The following is a 17,501-nucleotide window of genomic DNA, read 5'->3' on the forward strand; positions in this document are numbered from 1 at the left end:
TCGGTGTTATACTGGAAAGACAGATAGGGTATGAAGGGAGGCGATGGAGTATGCAATACTCGAAACCGAAGATGGAACAACTTGTGAAAAACGACGCGGAACTGATGAAAAAGCTGAAACAGATCATGAAAGAACATGACTTGGAAAAAAGTTTTGCATTGAAGGCACTATACCATTCAGACGTCAAAGACGGCGGGAAGTATCAACGCGATTATCAGGAGTTGTGAGGAAACAGAGAAGGTCTACAAGTGATGTGTCCATCACTTGTAGATTTTTTGTGTTCAATTTCCAGAGCCGCCGATCGTCTCAAAAAGCACTTGCTCATAGGCTTGCTGTAAGTTGTTTTTATAATGCTCTTTTTGTTCATCAGTCATTGTAGTGGAATTGCGAATCTGCTCTACATATAAGGCATGCGTAGAAGCAAGTGATTGAGCTTCAGTAGTAACGAGCTTCATCATCATAACGTGCTTAAACGCATCTAAATAGTATTCCTTTGTCCCATGTTCCATGTGAAACATTCCTTTCTGTTCGTAAAAATCAATTACGCCTCGGCGTAATTGCGTCCAGATTTTGAATCGAGCTTGAGGCCCATACGATGTGGGTCATGCAAGCGTTGCGAATCGAACAGCGAAGGATTCGATTTGCCGTATTTCTGTGATCTTTGCAGAAATTAAGGCACTTTCCTTTTAGGACGTCGCGCATTTAGCTTGCCTTCATTAACTCCTTTCAAAATCCGTGACATCCGCCGGAGGCTTGGGCCAACAGGATGTTGGTCACTCAGGCGTTGCCAATCAAACAGCGGAGGGTTTGATTTGCCGTATTTCTGCGTTTTTTGCAGAAATTAAGGCACGTTCATTCAGGACGTGGCGATCTTAGCCTGAGTTCTTCTAATCAGCAGGGAGTTTGGCCTCCCTCTGATTGAAATGCCTTCTGACATTCATCCCGCCACTTATGGAAGTGGGGGACTTCTGTAGCTGACGCTTCGCTTTCAGTACAAAAAAATTTGCTGAATCAAGTTAAAAAAGCATCCTCCTTAATAATGCAAGGAAGATGCTAAAATGCATGGATGAATATGGTCGATCGCCGTGACGAAAAGAACAGTAATAGAAGCGAAACACTAAAAATGCCATCATGAAAGAAGAGGGCATAATTCCTCCAGTGTTTTCTTCTGATTACGTTTTTTCGTACAGCGGCTGTTGCAAGGAATTGCTCGATCATAGCCGCACTTAACACCTCCTATCCGCGTAGGGTATTGGTGTGTACTGAAACAGGCAGGTCTCCTGGCTTATGTTCATCGCGTTCTTTTCCCTTCCCATTCGAATGGAACAGTGGACTTGAAAAGATTGCTCCCATTTACAGTTGCGGGACAGCGTCGGATTCTCACCGAACTTCCCTTTTAAGCTTTTTACCAAACGAAAAAAGCACCTATCTCTACACGTTATTCAGTTGTCTTCTTACTATAGCATAGGAGAAGTGCACAAAAACAAGGTGGCTCTGAAAATTGAAACGAAAGTAGAAGAATAACCGGATCGGGCGGAACATTTTTCGATGCAAATAGAGGGGAACGGCTTTGTTTGCTAGAAAAGAAATGGAGAAAGGTATGTGTATGAAATAAGCAATTTGGTAGAAAAGTAAATGGAATCTTAACATGACTAAAGCTCGTCTTCCTATATACTGTATAAATAGAATGGAGGGTGAAGGGATGAAGAAGTACAGCAGGGCGGAAAATAGCTGGATGTTCTATGACTGGGCGAATTCGGCTTATTCCATTATCATTACGACTGCCGTTTTCCCGCTGTACTACAAAGCGGTTGCGACAGAAGCAGGTGTCAGTCTGTCGAACTCAACAGCGTATTTAGGGTATACGGTCGCCATTGCGACATTCATCTTGGCGATGATCGGACCTATTTTAGGGACGATTGCGGATTATGAAGGATTGAAAAAGAAGTTTTTCTTATTCTTTTTCTTATTGGGTTCACTTGCGACACTGTCCTTAGCGTTCGTTCCAGGTGATAATTGGTTGGCTTTATTAATTACTTATACGATTACGGCTGTTGGTTTCCATGGGGCGAATATATTTTACGATGCATTTCTTGTTGATGTAACGCCTGAGGAGCGGATGAATCATATTTCTGCCCGCGGTTTTGGGCTCGGGTATATCGGGAGTACGATACCATTCATTATCAGTATCGCCATCATTTTATTGGCTGGAAAAGGGCTGATCCCGCTTGCGACATCGACGGCTAGTAAACTTGCGTTTGTAATTACAGCGGTTTGGTGGTTTTCGTTCACGGTTCCGATGCTGAAAAATGTGCATCAGCTTCATGGTGTCAAGCGTGAACCGAAACTGTTGGCAGGCAGCTTTAGACGGCTTGGTGGAACCTTTCGGGAAATTCGCAAATACCGGACTGTGTTTATATTTCTAATTGCTTACTTCTTCTATATTGATGGCGTTGGGACGATCATTTCGATGTCAACAGCGTATGGGACGGATTTAGGGATTAGTCCAACCAATCTTCTCATCATCTTGTTCGTCACCCAAGTCGTGGCGGCGCCGTTTGCGATCCTCTATGGGAAACTGGCGCAGAAGTTCACAGGAAAAAAGATGTTATACGTCGGTATTTTTGTCTATATGATCGTCTGTATTTATGCATTTTTCATGGAAACGACGACGGACTTTTGGGTGTTGGCGATGCTGGTAGCAACGTCGCAAGGCGGTATTCAGGCGCTTAGCCGTTCTTATTTTGCGAGACTTGTACCGAAGGAAAAAGCGAATGAGTTTTTCGGTTTTTATAATATTTTCGGGAAGTTTGCATCGGTCATGGGTCCTTTGCTATTAGGGGTGACTGCCCATTTAACGGGAAACTCCGCATACGGCGTATTCAGTCTCATTATCCTGTTTATCATCGGTATTGCTTTTCTTGCCAAAGTGCCGGAACCAGATGCGAAAATAAGTTGAAGATCCAGCTAATACGGGATCTTCTTTTGCTCGTTTTGGGCTCCCGTTTCATTGTAGTATAATGATGGTAATAAACGTTTGGTAAAGGAGAATTCGGATGGCGATGTTAAGTCTCGATGCCCTGTTGGATGTTATGGGCGAATTGTTTTCAGATGAAATCTCAATTGCTGTATCGAATAAAGAAACGTATCTCTATTATCGCCCGAGTAAGCGCGTGGACTTGAAGATCAGACCGGGTGATGCGGTGAAAGAAGGAACGATTGCGCATAAGGCGATTAAGGATCGGCAGAAAGTATCGGAATTTATCAACCGGGATGTTTTCGGTATCCCTTATCATGGAATGGCTGTCCCGTTTTACAGTGACGGACAGGTGGACGGGTGTGTGACGGCCATCTATCCCGCCTATACGGATGGCAAATCGGTTGTGACTGTGAGGACGCAAGATGGTTGGAAACCGATTCCTTTTTCTGATGTACATTATATTGAAGTGAAAGAACGTAAAACGTATGTCGTGACAGATAATGTCTCGGGTACGCACAAAAACACTTTGCAAGAGTTCGAATATTTGTTGCCTCGTGATGCATTTATTCGTTGTCATCGATCTTTTATCGTCAATGTCCATCATATTCAAGAAATCTATCCGGACACGCATTCTACTTTTGTATTGGAGATGAATGACGGTTCCCGAATACCCGTGAGCCAATCGTATTCAAGTTATTTCCGTAAATTATTGGGATTCTGAAAATTGCTGTTTTATTCGCTAAAATCCCTGCTTTATCGAGTTTTTTCTTGACCAATCCTTAAATCCCCTTCTATGTAAGCGCTTCAGTTATAGTTATCTTAAGGTTATGAAAAAGGGGCGTGAAATAGATGACAAATCAACTGGATCGTATTAAAAACCATCAATTGCGTGATGTCGTTGTTTCCCCTGAAGAGGCTGCATCATGGATTGAAGATGGTATGACATTGGGATTGAGCGGGTTTACACGGGCAGGTGATGCGAAAGCGGTGCCATTGGCCTTGGTGAAAAGAGCGGAAACAGAACGTTTCAAAGTGAACGTTTTTACAGGAGCATCCCTCGGGTCGGATATTGATCGCCTGTTTGCGGAAGCGGATATCGTACATAAGCGGCTGCCTTTCCAAGCAGATCGTACGATGCGTTCGAAAATCAATAACGGGGATCATTTATTTGTCGATCATCATTTATCACATACAGCGGAGCTGATTCGTGCAGAAGTCATCGAGCCGATCGACTTTGCCATTTTGGAAGCGGTCTCCATTACGGAAGACGGAATGGTCATTCCCACGACATCTGTTGGAAATTCCTTGACGTTTGCCCAACATGCGAAGTCCATCATCATCGAGATCAATACGGCGCAACCGTCGCAACTAGAAGGGCTTCACGACTTGTATGATCCGGGCAAACAAGGGGAGCGCGGACCGATTCTGCTTACGAAAGTGGATGATCGTATCGGTACAATTGGTATTCCAGTCGATGTAGAAAAGGTGAAAGGGATCGTCTTTACACATCAATTGGATTCCCCCTCTACCATTGAAGAACCCGATCATGAAACAGAGACTATGGCACAGCATCTATTAGCGTTTTTACGTACGGAAATTCAGGCGGGACGTTTGACAGAACGCCTTGCACCTTTGCAATCCGGTATCGGTTCCGTTGCAAATGCAGTGCTTCACGGCATGGTAAACTCGGAGTTTGAAGACTTGGAAGTATATTCGGAAGTATTGCAGGATGCGGTCTTCGATTTGATCGACGCAGGGAAGGTCCGTTACGCATCTTGTGCATCCATTACCTTATCGGAAGAGAAAATGGATCGCGTGTTCAATCAATTTGAACAATACCGGGATAAACTCATTATGCGTCCACAGGAAATCTCGAATCATCCGGAAATCATCCGCCGTCTCGGTTTGATCTCCATCAATACAGCCCTTGAGCTGGACATTTACGGCAATGTCAATTCAACGCATGTGACCGGGACAAAAATGATGAATGGCATTGGCGGCTCAGGAGATTTTGCCCGCAACGCACGTTTAGCCATTTTCGTTACGAAGTCGATCGCAAAAGGCGGCGATATTTCGAGTATCGTTCCATTCGTCTCCCACGTGGATCATACGGAACATGACGTCGATGTCATCGTCACGGAGCAAGGGTATGCGGATTTACGCGGATTGGCGCCACGGGAGCGCGTCGGCCTCATTATCGAAAACTGCGCACATCCAATGTATCGTGAACAACTGCGTGACTATTATAGAGAAGCACTTGAAAGAGGTGGGCAGACACCTCATGTGCTGGAAAAAGCTTTTTCATGGCACACCAATTTAATGCAACATGGCACCATGCGCGACCGGGTTGCAAAGTTCGTGTAAAAGAATGAGAAGAGCTGAAACGGCATAGATTGTCGTATCAGCTCTTTTTCATTTTTAAAATAGACTTGGTGCATGGACAAGGTAGTAGTAGATGACGTAAAGCCAACCTAAACAACCATGGATGATTGCCCATCCAATGGATTGGTAGGCGGTATAGGAAATCACCATCGCAAGACAAGTTCCGAAACCAATCCCCCGTTGTACAAAGCTCACCGTTCTTTGATTGTGATACTCCCTTGCGCGTATTGCAAATCCTCCTTTTCCATCAGATCATTGGCATTCCTACAACTTACGCAGAATGACGAAATTCATGCGAAGCACTTTATCATCTTTGTTTTGAAATTCGTATACAAACCACTTTTTTTCGGGCAAGCTATTTTGGAAAAACATTCACATCAATTTTGAAATGAACATCGTGGCAATGCCGAAATAGATCAATAGTGACAAAATATCGTTGATGGTTGTAATAAGTGGACCGGATGCAACGGCAGGATCCACATTGAATTTATGCAAAATGAGCGGGATGACCGTTCCGGCCAATGTTCCGATAATCAAGGTGGCAAAGAGCGAGGCGCCCACGACGAGACCAAGCACAAAGCTGCCTTGCCAAATAAAGGCGATGATAAAAATAAGAACGGCACAGATGAGCCCGATCATTATACCGACCAGCAACTCACGAAATAATAGTTTCAACATCTTTTTCACATCCATGTCTTCAGAGACAAGACCGCGAACGACAACAGCGAGTGATTGAGTGCCGGTGTTGCCAGTCATGCCAGCGATCATCGGCATGAAAAAGGCGAGCGCAACGACAGTTTCAAGCGTGGCTTCGAATCGGGAAATGATGCTCCCGGAAATCAAACCGATGAACAGCAACAGAATCAGCCAAGGCAGACGACGGTAAGTGGCGACGGTCGGCTTCGTTTTAAAATCGATCTCTTTTCCGGAAGCGAGCAACATTTCAATATCTTCGTTCGCTTCCCGGACAACGATATCGAGCACATCATCCACCGTGACGATGCCAAGGAGAACGCCATCCGCATCCACAACCGGAATGGACACATAATCGTAGCGGCCGATTACTTTTGCGACTTCTTCCTGTTTGGTCAACACATTCACTTGGATCAAATTGCGCGACATGATGTCTTCAATTTCCGCAAATGGATCTGCCAGGAGCAGGTCGCGATAGGAAACGACGCCTACAAGTTTTTTATCATCGTCAATGACATATAAATAATTTAAGTACGTTGCGAGTGTCGCAAAGCTTTTTAGTTTTTTTATCGCACGTTCCACCGTATAGGAAGTGTGGACCCAAATATAACGGTTTGTCATTGCCCTGCCTGCTGTTTTCGGTGGATAGTCCATAATATGCCGGATGACGGTCATTTCGTCTTGTTCCATCTCCGAAATCAGGGCATCAATTTCAGTTTTGGACAACCCCGATAATAGAAAGGCGAGATCATTGTTTTTCATCATTTCCAAAATATCGGTCGACCGGTTCGGATCGATTGTGCGCAGGATATGCAGTTGTGCATCGCGCGACAGATGACGTAATAGACCTGTCAACTCCTCCATCGATAACCAATCTAGAAAGAGGGGATGATGTTTAACGGGCAAACATTTATATTGGACGGCTATGTCGTATGGCTTCAATTCTTTTATGATTTCATGAAAGGTATCTTGCTTTCCTTCTTTCAAAACTTGAATGATGGCACGTGCAATATCGTTTTCAGCAACTTTAGGAACCATGGAATACACCTCACTTTCTCTATGTATTCCCCTTATTTATTTACCGGAAAACATACAAGGATAATCGCTATACTGAAAAAACAAGGAGACGATCGTGAAATGAAACAAAGGCGTGCTTGGCAAATAGGGATTCTTATTGGAATGATTGTGGTCGTTGGAGGGATGATGATCGCCTTCAATCAGGAGGAAGAGGAAGCAAGCGTCAAGGAGACGATTACCGTCTCTGCCGAACTTGAACAATCATTGCCTGATCCTCTCTCTGACACTCAAGAATTTCCGGAAGTAGACAAGTTGCTGAAGGATCCAAGATTACAGGGCGCGACTACTGCGATAAGTGTGCGCCATGCAGTAAGCGGGGAAGTCATTTATGCGCATCAAGGCAATACACGCGTCCATCCGGCATCCGTCATGAAACTATTCACAGGAGCGGCGGTGCTCGAAACGCTTGGCGAGGACCATCGATTTAAAACAGAGTTGTATATGGATGGGAAGATTCAAAATGGCGTGCTCGATGGCGATCTTTATTTGAAGGGGCTGGGGGATCCGACGCTCATGATGAAAGACTTGAAAGCCTTCGCTTCCGAGCTGAAGGCGAAGGGCGTTCGTACAATCAATGGTCAAATTTTTGGGGATGATAGTTGGTATGATCAAGTCCGGCTTTCTCAAGACTTGAATTGGTCCGATGAACCCTTTTACACGGGTGCGCAAGTATCTGCGCTGACCCTTTCACCAAATGAGGACTATGACGCGGGAACAGTGATCGTCGAGGTACAGCCGGGCAAAAAAGCGGGCCAAGCCGGCAAGATTCGTATGGTTCCTGCCAATAGCTATTTGACAATCGTCAACAATACGAAGACCGTAGCGAAAAAAGGAAAGAAGAACATCCAAGTGGAACGTCAGCATGGGACGAACACCGTGATTGTATCGGGAACCATCCCAATCGGTGCATCTAAGGCTCGTTCCTGGTCATCGGTTTGGGAACCGACGGACTATGCCGTCAACGTATTCAAACATGTCTTGGAAGACCAAGGCATCGCTGTTTCCCCTGCCTCGAAAGTCGGGAGCAGCACAGTTCCGAAAGGCGCCGTATTAGTGGCAGACAAATCATCGATCCCATTGAAAGAATTACTCATCCCCTTCATGAAACTGAGTAACAATGGGCATGCGGAAGTGTTGGTCAAAGAGATGGGACGTCTGCCGGGCGGCGCAGGCAGTTGGGAAAAGGGACTGGCCATCATGGACAATCAACTCGCGTCCATGGGACTGGATACGAAAAACATGCAGCTCCGCGACGGATCAGGCATGTCTCATAAAAACCTCGTCACAGCCAACGAAGTGACCCACTTGCTATACGTGGCACGGTCCAAACCATGGTACCCGACCTTTCTACAAGCATTGCCACTCGCAGGCCATGACGAGCGACTAATTGGCGGTACATTACGCAACCGCATGAAAGGAACAGCCGCGGCAGGCAATGTCCGGGCGAAAACAGGGGCGCTGAATGGGGTGACTGCGCTGTCGGGCTATGTTGAAACAAAAGAGGGCGAAACACTAATCTTTTCGATTATGATCAATAATTATTTGAGTGAATCGATTCATGAAGTCGTGGATGGCATCGTAGTGGCGCTTGCGGATATTCAGTTGGAATGAATGGTGGCTCCATCCTTGAGCTGGATATTTATATTAAAAACGTATAGAGGAGATTGTGGAGGAGCCTATTTAGGCTAATGTTGCAGTGGCTATTCAGAATTAACAGTGCTTGTTAGTTTTAAAGGAGTGTTTTGATTTGAGAAGTTTTAGGTATTCATTTGGAATAGTGGGAAATTCTATTATTAACAAAACTTTCACCTGATTTTTAGCTTTAGAAAGGAGAGAGGTGAATGGAGTCAATATGGCTAGAGTATGCTTGGACACTGTTGATTTTAATCGGATTGGAAGGGCTGTTATCGGCTGACAATGCCCTTGTACTAGCAGTTATAGCCAAGCATTTACCCGAAGATCAGAAAAAAAGAGCTATAAATTACGGAATCATTATGGCCTTCGCTTTCCGGTTTGCTGCCCTTTTTGCCATTTCATTTATTGCAAATGTCTGGCAGATACAGGCAATAGGTGCAGCTTATCTTCTTTACCTAGGGCTAAAGCATATCATTCGGGCACGATTCGGAAAAGACAATAAGAATATTCATAAGGACGATGAAAAGGAATCGGCAGGTAAAGGCTACTGGAGCACAGTAGGGAAGATAGCATTAGCTGACCTTGCTTTTGCAATTGATTCGATACTAGCTGCGGTTGCTCTTGCCCTAGGTCTTCCAGATTCACCGCTAGGCAATTTCGGCGGTATGGATGGTGGACAGTTCATTGTTGTTGTTCTGGGAGGTATTGCCGGCCTTGTCTTAATTAAATTTGCAGCAACCTGGTTTGTGCAACTTCTTGAAAAACGTCCAGCATTGGAAACAACAGCCTATGCAATTGTTGCCTGGGTCGGTGTCAAACTTGCTGTAATTACCCTTGCCCATGAGGATATTGGTGTCTTAGACCATAACTTTCCACACAGTACAGCTTGGACTTTGATTTTCTATGGAGTATTGGTCGGTATTGCCCTGATTGGTTGGTTTGCACCGAGGAATAAGTCAATTTAGAAAAGTACTTCAGGGTAATAAAGTGAGACAAGAAAAGGGAGTATAATTAATTGCACTTAGCATATTCAAATTCCACTAAACATTTGTGCTATCTCTACCTTACGGAATAAAACTTAGATTTTTAAACAACTTTGTTGTTATTGTACAAATTCACTAAACTTTTCAAATCACTTTATCACCAAGCCCTAGTTCATTCTATTCAACTTTAGTTAATGCTTCGATTTGTGTATTAAAGAAAAAACAGTACCATGTCCAATGAAGTGGACATGGTACTATTTTTGTTGTCCTATCGTTTTGGTTCATAATGCAACATCTGGAACAGATCCGCAAGTTCTTCTTCTGTCAGATCGCGCCATTGACCGATTGGCAAATTGCCAAGATGGATATTGAGGATGCGAGTCCGTTGCAGTTTACGGACGTTATAACCGAGGGCGGAGCACATGCGGCGGATTTGACGGTTCAGTCCTTGGGTCAAGGTGATGTTGAAGGTGCGTGGACCGAGCTTTTTCACTTTACAAGGTTTGGTGACCGTCCCTAAAATTTTGACGCCGGATTCCATTTTGTCGATGAAGGTTTGCGTGATCGGATGATCGACGGTGACGATATATTCTTTTTCGTGGCCGTGTTCTTCGCGCAGGATTTCATTGACGATATCGCCGTCGTTCGTTAAGAGGAGCAGACCATTTGAGTCTTTATCGAGACGGCCGATATGGAAAATACGCAAGGGATGGTTGACGAAATCGACGACATTCCCTTCGATGTGACGTTCTGTTGTGCTGGTGATGCCAACGGGTTTGTTGAGGGCGATGTAGACAAGTTGCTCTTCCGTTTTCACTGGTTTTCCGTCGACTTGTACATCGTCACCTTCTTCGACTTTGCTGCCGAGTTCGGCGGGTTGCCCATTGATCGTGACGCGCCCATCTTCAATCCATTTATCCGCGCCACGTCGCGATACGATACCCGCTTCGCTTAAATATTTATTGATTCTCATGAGATGTCACCCTATCCGCGAAATTGCTTTCCTCCATTGTAGCGCGTTGACGTGATTGACGCCAGTTGATAGCAGGAAAGTACTGATTCGCCAATAACTCGTGGGTAAACGCCAATATTCTACGTGCAAGCGCCAATAACTTGTGAACTAACGCCAATATCTAGATCGCGGACGCCAATAATTGTCTTCTCGCTCAAAAGCTTCGCGGAACGCTTAAAGTGCGGTTCACGCGCTCAAAAACTTTGCCTAACGCTCAAAGTGCGGTCCGCACGCTCATTCAATCCCCCCAACGCTCATAAGCAAGGTAATCCCCTTCCTCAAATTGTCATTCCTTCACCCAATCTAAAGACTTATTTAATTCGGAAAAGGTTGACGATTGGTTTTATTTGTACTATGCTAGTAACAACTTTTATGTTCGAAGACGGGCAGGAGGTACCGGGAGCGGTGCCGCCCACGGAACAGATGAGCTTAGATGAGTTGAGAATAGCTGAGAAATTGTTGAATAAGAAGAGTAGCAATGGTGTGCGATTTTAAGAGAGTCAGTGGTTGGTGGAAACTGATACGCGACCTTTGTGAATGGGCTTATGAGAGCTGTTTTGACCTGTTTTTTTGATAGTTCAAGGCAGACGTAGATCCCACGTTACGGGAAGTGCTGATGATTCGGCACGCTAAGTGGAAGCAGCAATGCTTCAATCAGAGGTGGCAACGCGGTCAATTCCGTCCTCTGCAATCGGACTTCTATGTCCTTTTGCAGAGGGCTTTTTTGTTTTCCGAATTAAACGGAATTGAGATTCATACGAGATAAGGAGAGTTGAGATGAGTATAGAGCAGAAGAGTTTACGGACGACAGTGAAGAAATTGAATGGTGATTCGCTTACCCCGATTTTGATTTTTAGAAAGATGCAAGGCAAACGGAAGTTTTTGCTGGAAAGCTCCTCCAAACATGAGGGGTCGGGACGTTATTCGTTCATCGGGATGAATCCGTTGAAGTCGTATAGCGGCAAGGACGGCAAGATTGAGGAGTACATCTATGAGACGGGAAAGACGTATCAGCATGAGGGAGATCTGTTTGTTCTGTTGAAACGGCTTATGCCACGGATTTCGGATGACCTCGATTTTCCATTCACGGGCGGGGCAGTCGGATATGTGGGGTACGGAGCAGGAAGAGACGGTGCCAAGCATTCAGAAGACAATCTTGGATTCCCTGAAGTCCATTTTAATATTTATGAAACGATCGTCGTGTTTGATCATGTGTTAAATGAAGTGACGATCTTGCATACGGAAATTAGTGAAGTGCAAAAAACACCAGATTTGAACGTATTCGTTGATCAATTGTTAACAGGGCGGGAGAAAGAAGAAGACGGCATTGAACTGGGCGAGTATTCTTGTCCTGTGACACAACAGCAGTTCGAAGAGCTTGTGCGTGAGGCGAAGCGCCATATTGAAGCGGGGGAAATCGAACAAATCGTATTGTCGAGAAGATTAGTTGCAGATTTCAAAGGCGATCCGTTTTCCTTGTATCGCAAGTTGAGAAAGCAGAATCCATCTCCTTATATGTATTACATGGAATTCGATGATCATGTCGTGGTGGGAACGTCGCCGGAAAGCCTTGTCCGCGTATCGGACGGTACGGTGATGACCAATCCGATTGCAGGGACGCGAAGACGCGGGAAAAATGCTACGGAGGATGTAGCTCTTGAACAAGAACTGCTGGCTGATCCGAAAGAGCTTGCTGAACATGACATGCTCGTGGAGTTGGGACGCAACGATATGAACGCCATTTGCGAGGCAGATTCCGTTCAGGTGACGAGTTACAAGCAAGTGGTCCGCTATGAACATGTCATGCATCTCGTTTCAGAAGTGGAAGGGAAATTATTGCCGGTTCTTCATCCATTGGATGCCTTGACGGCTGTTCTTCCAGCTGGAACGGTGAGCGGGACGCCGAAACAGCGGGCGATGGAATTGATCGATGAGTTGGAGCAGATGGATCGTGGCATTTACGGCGGTGCTATTGGTTATATCGGTTTTAATGGCAATATGGATTTTGCGTTGACGATCCGCACGATGATCGTGAAAGACGGGAAAGCCTATGTGCAGGCAGGTGCAGGAATCGTGGCGGCATCCGATCCAACTGCGGAATATATGGAAACGGCCAACAAAGCACGTTCTTTGTTGGAAGTCGTGCAACGAGAAGACGAGTGAGCAAGTAGATTAGAAGAGCAGAGGAGAGATCGAGATGAGAAAATACATCGAAAAAGTGGAAATGAACAATCACCTATTATACGAAGAAATGTTGGAAGCGTCCAAGCACATCTTCGATGAACGGACGGATTCGCAGGAGATCATCGATTTTCTTGTAGCGCTTTCCCGTAAAGGGGAGACGGCGCAGGAAGTGGCTGCACTGGCTAGTGTCATGAAATCGTACGCGGTGCAGTTGGATGTTCCGGAAGGTGTCTATATGGATAACTGCGGAACAGGGGGAGATGGTTCCAACAGTTTTAATATTAGTACGGCATCTGCATTTGTTCTTGCTGGTACAGGAGTGGCGGTTGCTAAACATGGTAATCGGAAAATTTCCAGTGCGGCAGGCAGTTCTGATGTGTTAGAAGCACTTGGCATTCATGCCGATTTCAGTGAGGAAGAAACAATGGCTATGCTTGAACAGGAAGGCATTACGTTTTTATTTGCCCAAAAGGTCCATCCGAAAATGAAACGGATCGGTGTGATTCGTCAGCAAATCGGTAAACCGACCATCTTCAATCTCGTCGGTCCATTGACCAATCCATTGCCGCTGAAAACGCAATTTACAGGCATAAACCGTCCGGACTTTGTCATGGATTATGCATCGGTCCTGCGTATGCTTGGTAGGGAGCGCGCTATTGTTGTATCCGGTGCGGGCGGAATGGATGAGGCGTCACTAGCGGGGCAAAACACATTTGTTTTATTGGATAAAGGGGACCTTATCCCGTTTTCATTGACAGCGGACGAAGTCGGGCTTGATTTCGCTCCTGCATCTGCCATCCGCGGTGGGGATGCGAAGGAAAATGCCGCGATTATCCGTTCCATTTTCCAAGGGAAGCGTGGCCCGCATTTTGACACGGTCGCTTTCAATGCAGGGATCGGCTTGTTCGCCAATGGTCATGTGACAACGATTCAAGAAGGGATCAAACGGGCGACCGATTGCATTTTATCCGGAAAAGCGCTTCAAAAATTGGAGGCGGTCGTGGCATTTAGTGAAAAAATCAATCAGAAGGCGGTGGCGAGATGACGATTTTAGATAAGATTATCGAAGAGAAGCGAGTAGAAGTGGAGCGTCTATTAACCCAAAATGTCGAACTGCGGAGTGAGGCGTTATCCCGTCCATCTTTGTTTAAAACATTATACGAGGCGGAACATTTGCAAGTCATCTCGGAGATTAAGCGTGCATCGCCTTCCAAAGGACTGATTGCGGAAGGGGCCGATCCTGTTGCACAAGCAGAAATTTATGTGAACGCGGGTGCGGCGGCCATCTCTGTACTGACAGATACGCCTTTTTTCAAAGGCTCGTTCGATGACTTGGCGGCAGTTGCGAACCATGTTGACATCCCGTTGCTGTGCAAAGATTTCATCATTCATCAAGTGCAGATCGACCGGGCCAAACATGCCGGTGCCTCCATCATCTTGCTCATCGTCGCTGCACTTTCTGACCGAGAACTTACTGAACTCCATGCCTATGCTACCGCATCCGGATTGGAAGTGCTTGTGGAAGTGCATGACGCGGAGGAGTTGCAACGGGCATTGGCGATCGATGCCAAGCTAATCGGCGTCAATAACCGTGATCTTCGTACGTTTACAGTGGATTTGAAAAGGACGGAAGAAATTGCAGCCCTTTTTCCATTCCATGAAGAGCGGGTGCTCATTAGTGAAAGCGGGATTTGGGAAGCGGAAGATGCACAATTTGTATCGAATGCCGGTGCAAGAGCGGTTCTTGTCGGTGAATCATTGATGCGCAGCGGAAATGTCGATGAGACATTACGTTCCTTGCAAGTAACATTTTCGGAGGTAGTCCGATGACAAAAGTGAAGATTTGCGGGTTGATGGAACCCCAACACGTAAAAGTGGCAGTGGAGGCAGGTGCGGATGCTATCGGATTTGTTTTTGCGCCGAGTAAGCGTCGCGTCTCCATTCAGGAAGCAAAGAAATTGGCAAAAGTTATTCCCCCTCATGTGGCGAAAATTGGTGTCTTCGTCAATGCATCTGTCGAGGAGCTACAGCAGACCTTTCGAGAAGTCCCGCTCGACCTTGTTCAATTGCATGGGGATGAAGATGCCGAACTAATTAAAGAAGCTGGGCTTCCTTCTATTAAAGCCTTATCGGTTCGCAGCGTTGAAGATGTGGAACGTGCCAACCGATATGAAGCGGATTATTTTTTATTCGACACGCCGGGAACGGAATTTAGAGGCGGAAGCGGATTGACGTTTGACTGGGAATTTATGAACGGTGCCGGTGTATCGGCTGATAAAGTCATATTGGCGGGGGGATTGAACCCGGACAATGTCGGCGAGGCCATTCGTCGTGTGAAGCCTTATATGGTAGACGTCTCGAGCGGTGTGGAACTGGATGGACGAAAAGATGAGCAATTGATCCGTGCCTTTGTGCAGGCGGTGAAAGAGGAGGAAAACTGATGGTGCAAAATGTGGAGCAGAAGGCAGGACGCTATGGCAAGTTTGGTGGGCAGTTCGTTCCCGAAACATTGATGACGGCATTGATCGAATTGGAAGCGGCATACGAGGAAGCAATCGCAGATCCGGCTTTCAACGAAGAAGTGGAATACTATTTAAAGGATTTTGTTGGACGGGAAACAGCACTCTTTTTTGCGGAGCGCTTAACGAAAGCGGCGGGTGGCGCGAAGATTTATTTGAAGCGGGAAGATTTGAACCATACCGGTGCCCATAAGATCAATAATGCGATCGGCCAGGCGTTGTTGGCTATGCGGATGGGTAAAAAGAGAATCGTAGCAGAAACCGGGGCAGGTCAGCATGGCGTGGCTACAGCGACGGCTTGTGCGCTGTTCGGCCTTGAATGCATCGTTTTCATGGGCAAGGAAGATGTACGCAGGCAGGAATTGAACGTCTTCCGGATGGAATTACTGGGGGCGAAGGTCGTTTCGGTCGATCAAGGCGCAGGGACATTGAAAGACGCAGTCAACGAAGCGTTGCGCTACTGGGTCGCCAATGTGGAAGACACGCATTATATTTTAGGATCGGCGCTCGGTCCACATCCATTCCCGAGAATCGTCCGTGATTTCCAACGCGTGATCGGCGTGGAAACGAAAAAGCAAATCATGGAGAAAGAAGGAAGATTGCCGGATGCGGTTGTCGCCTGTATCGGCGGCGGGAGCAATTCGATCGGCATGTTCCATCCGTTCATAGAAGATGAGGGCGTCGCTTTGTATGGCGTGGAAGCGGCAGGAAGCGGCATTGAAACAGGAATGCATGCTGCAGCAATCGCAGGAGGAAGAGAAGGGGTTCTGCACGGGGCAAAGATGTATATTTTGCAAGATGAAGATGGCTTCATCCAGGAAGCACACTCCATCTCAGCTGGTCTCGACTATCCAGCGGTCGGCCCTGAACACTGCTATTTGCATGATATCGGTCGTGTCACTTATACATCCGTTACGGATGCAGGCGCGCTGGAAGGTTTGCAACTACTGGCAAAAACGGAAGGGATCATTCCCGCTTTGGAAAGTTCGCATGCTGTACACTATGCTGTTGAACTGGCCGGGCAAATGCAAGAAGACGAAATCGTCGTTATTTGTTTATCAGGACGCGGCGATAAAGACGTGCAGACAGTGCGAGATGCACTTGGAGGTGGAACCAATGACTAAAAAGGTGTTGGAAAATGCAATTCGTGCATGTGTCGAGCGTGGCGATCAAGCATTTGTCCCTTATATGATGGCAGGCGACGGCGGCATCGGCACGTTGAAAGAGCAAATCCTATTTTTGCAACAAGCGGGTGTTACTGCAATTGAGCTCGGTATCCCGTTCTCAGACCCGGTGGCGGATGGACCGGTAATCCAGCAAGCGGGGGCGCGGGCACTTGCGCAAGGCGTGACGTTGCGCAAAGTGTTGAAAGAACTTCGTTTATTCCGCGATGAAGTGAAAGTGCCACTTGTCTTGATGCTGTATTTGAATCCGATATTAAGAATGGGCATCACAGAATTTGTCAAGGAGTGCGAAGCTAGTGAGATTGCCGGATTGATCGTTCCGGATTTGCCGCTTGAAGAAAGTGGATTATTACGTGACGAATTAGGGCATACTGATATTGCACTCATTCAATTGGTATCCTTGACAAGTTCATCGGAACGAATCCAGAAAATTACCGCTGCGGGTGAAGGGTTTATTTACGCAGTGACAGTCAACGGCATTACAGGTGTCCGGTCCGGCTTTGGCGATCAACTGGAAACCCATTTGGAACAGCTGAAGGCAGTCAGTCCGGTTCCTGTGCTCGCTGGCTTTGGAATTTCAACGCCTGAACAAGTCCGTTCCATCGGTGCTTTTGCAGATGGCGTCATTGTCGGCAGTGCAATTGTTGATGCATTTCACCGCAATGATTTAGCCACGGTGGAAGCGTTAGTGAAAGCTTCAAAAAAAGAGATCGTCAGCTAAACAAACACCTCTTTTCATGTAACTGAAAGCATGGAAAGAGGTGTTTATCGAATTTATTCAGCTCACTGCCTATAGGGTTGGGAGCCTTTTCTGAATAAAGATGAAACTTTTTCGAATATAAACCGTATATT

At 46.2% G+C, this 17,501-nt stretch carries 16 protein-coding genes, 1 riboswitch and 1 other annotated feature; of the genes, 12 read left to right on the forward strand and 4 right to left on the reverse strand.

Features of this window, described 5'->3' with window-relative positions:
* The first annotated feature begins 50 nt into the window (after positions 1-50).
* Complete coding sequence (locus ACFPRA_RS14130; protein WP_381435858.1) at positions 51-227, forward strand: hypothetical protein; 177 nt, start codon at positions 51-53, stop codon at positions 225-227.
* Between the two features lie 54 nt (positions 228-281).
* On the opposite strand, the gene ACFPRA_RS14135 is transcribed toward ACFPRA_RS14130, so the two are convergent.
* Positions 282-509, reverse strand: coding sequence for a hypothetical protein (locus tag ACFPRA_RS14135; RefSeq protein WP_381435861.1), 228 nt, complete (start codon positions 507-509; stop codon positions 282-284).
* Between the two features lie 744 nt (positions 510-1,253).
* A riboswitch (cobalamin riboswitch) is annotated at positions 1,254-1,444 on the reverse strand.
* A 258-nt stretch (positions 1,445-1,702) separates the two neighbouring features.
* Between ACFPRA_RS14135 and ACFPRA_RS14140 the strand changes: the two genes are divergently transcribed.
* The 3 genes from ACFPRA_RS14140 to ACFPRA_RS14150 all read left to right on the forward strand — a co-directional run bounded on the left by ACFPRA_RS14140 (position 1,703) and on the right by ACFPRA_RS14150 (position 5,344).
* On the forward strand, positions 1,703-2,959 hold the full coding sequence (locus ACFPRA_RS14140) for an MFS transporter (protein ID WP_381435864.1): 1,257 nt from the start codon (positions 1,703-1,705) through the stop codon (positions 2,957-2,959).
* 97 nt (positions 2,960-3,056) lie between these two features.
* Positions 3,057-3,701 (forward strand): LytTR family DNA-binding domain-containing protein, encoded by a 645-nt coding sequence (locus tag ACFPRA_RS14145; protein ID WP_381435867.1) that lies wholly within the window; start codon positions 3,057-3,059, stop codon positions 3,699-3,701.
* Positions 3,702-3,829: 128 nt separating this feature from the next.
* The gene (locus ACFPRA_RS14150) at positions 3,830-5,344 is read left to right on the forward strand and encodes an acetyl-CoA hydrolase/transferase family protein (RefSeq protein WP_381435869.1); all 1,515 of its coding nucleotides are present in this window, start codon (positions 3,830-3,832) and stop codon (positions 5,342-5,344) included.
* A 54-nt stretch (positions 5,345-5,398) separates the two neighbouring features.
* Here ACFPRA_RS14150 and ACFPRA_RS14155 read toward each other — a convergent pair whose 3' ends face one another.
* Positions 5,399-5,557 (reverse strand): hypothetical protein, encoded by a 159-nt coding sequence (locus ACFPRA_RS14155; protein WP_381435872.1) that lies wholly within the window; start codon positions 5,555-5,557, stop codon positions 5,399-5,401.
* Positions 5,558-5,734: 177 nt separating this feature from the next.
* Positions 5,735-7,093, reverse strand: a complete 1,359-nt coding sequence (gene mgtE, locus ACFPRA_RS14160; protein WP_381435875.1) for a magnesium transporter — start codon at positions 7,091-7,093, stop codon at positions 5,735-5,737.
* Positions 7,094-7,192: 99 nt separating this feature from the next.
* On the opposite strand from mgtE, the gene dacB reads away from it, so the two are divergent.
* Positions 7,193-8,743: a D-alanyl-D-alanine carboxypeptidase/D-alanyl-D-alanine endopeptidase gene (gene dacB, locus ACFPRA_RS14165; RefSeq protein ID WP_381435877.1), complete on the forward strand. Its 1,551-nt coding sequence runs from the start codon at positions 7,193-7,195 to the stop codon at positions 8,741-8,743.
* Positions 8,744-8,973: 230 nt separating this feature from the next.
* Positions 8,974-9,732, forward strand: a complete 759-nt coding sequence (locus ACFPRA_RS14170) for a TerC family protein (RefSeq protein ID WP_381435880.1) — start codon at positions 8,974-8,976, stop codon at positions 9,730-9,732.
* A 286-nt stretch (positions 9,733-10,018) separates the two neighbouring features.
* On the opposite strand, the gene rluF is transcribed toward ACFPRA_RS14170, so the two are convergent.
* Complete coding sequence (gene rluF, locus ACFPRA_RS14175; protein ID WP_381435882.1) at positions 10,019-10,723, reverse strand: 23S rRNA pseudouridine(2604) synthase RluF; 705 nt, start codon at positions 10,721-10,723, stop codon at positions 10,019-10,021.
* Between the two features lie 489 nt (positions 10,724-11,212).
* Positions 11,213-11,451, forward strand: a binding site (T-box leader).
* 88 nt (positions 11,452-11,539) lie between these two features.
* Here rluF and trpE point away from each other — a divergent pair.
* From trpE to trpA, 6 genes are read left to right on the forward strand one after another with little or no spacing between them, the layout of a single operon-like run.
* Positions 11,540-12,925 carry an anthranilate synthase component I gene (gene trpE, locus ACFPRA_RS14180; RefSeq protein WP_381435886.1) on the forward strand — a complete coding sequence of 462 codons (1,386 nt, stop codon included), beginning with the start codon at positions 11,540-11,542 and terminating at the stop codon, positions 12,923-12,925.
* Between the two features lie 34 nt (positions 12,926-12,959).
* The gene (gene trpD, locus ACFPRA_RS14185; protein WP_381435888.1) at positions 12,960-13,991 is read left to right on the forward strand and encodes an anthranilate phosphoribosyltransferase; all 1,032 of its coding nucleotides are present in this window, start codon (positions 12,960-12,962) and stop codon (positions 13,989-13,991) included.
* The gene (trpC, locus tag ACFPRA_RS14190; RefSeq protein WP_381435890.1) at positions 13,988-14,776 is read left to right on the forward strand and encodes an indole-3-glycerol phosphate synthase TrpC; all 789 of its coding nucleotides are present in this window, start codon (positions 13,988-13,990) and stop codon (positions 14,774-14,776) included. Before trpD ends, trpC begins: the two co-directional genes overlap by 4 nt.
* Positions 14,773-15,387, forward strand: coding sequence for a phosphoribosylanthranilate isomerase (locus ACFPRA_RS14195; RefSeq protein ID WP_381435893.1), 615 nt, complete (start codon positions 14,773-14,775; stop codon positions 15,385-15,387). The genes trpC and ACFPRA_RS14195 overlap by 4 nt, the downstream gene beginning before the upstream one ends.
* Entirely contained in the window at positions 15,387-16,589 is a 1,203-nt protein-coding gene (gene trpB, locus ACFPRA_RS14200; protein ID WP_381435895.1) for a tryptophan synthase subunit beta, read from the forward strand. Before ACFPRA_RS14195 ends, trpB begins: the two co-directional genes overlap by 1 nt.
* On the forward strand, positions 16,582-17,370 hold the full coding sequence (gene trpA, locus ACFPRA_RS14205) for a tryptophan synthase subunit alpha (RefSeq protein WP_381435898.1): 789 nt from the start codon (positions 16,582-16,584) through the stop codon (positions 17,368-17,370). The genes trpB and trpA overlap by 8 nt, the downstream gene beginning before the upstream one ends.
* Positions 17,371-17,501: the final 131 nt, after the last annotated feature.

The organism is Sporosarcina soli, from assembly GCF_042655805.1.
Lineage (GTDB): Bacteria > Bacillota > Bacilli > Bacillales_A > Planococcaceae > Sporosarcina > Sporosarcina soli.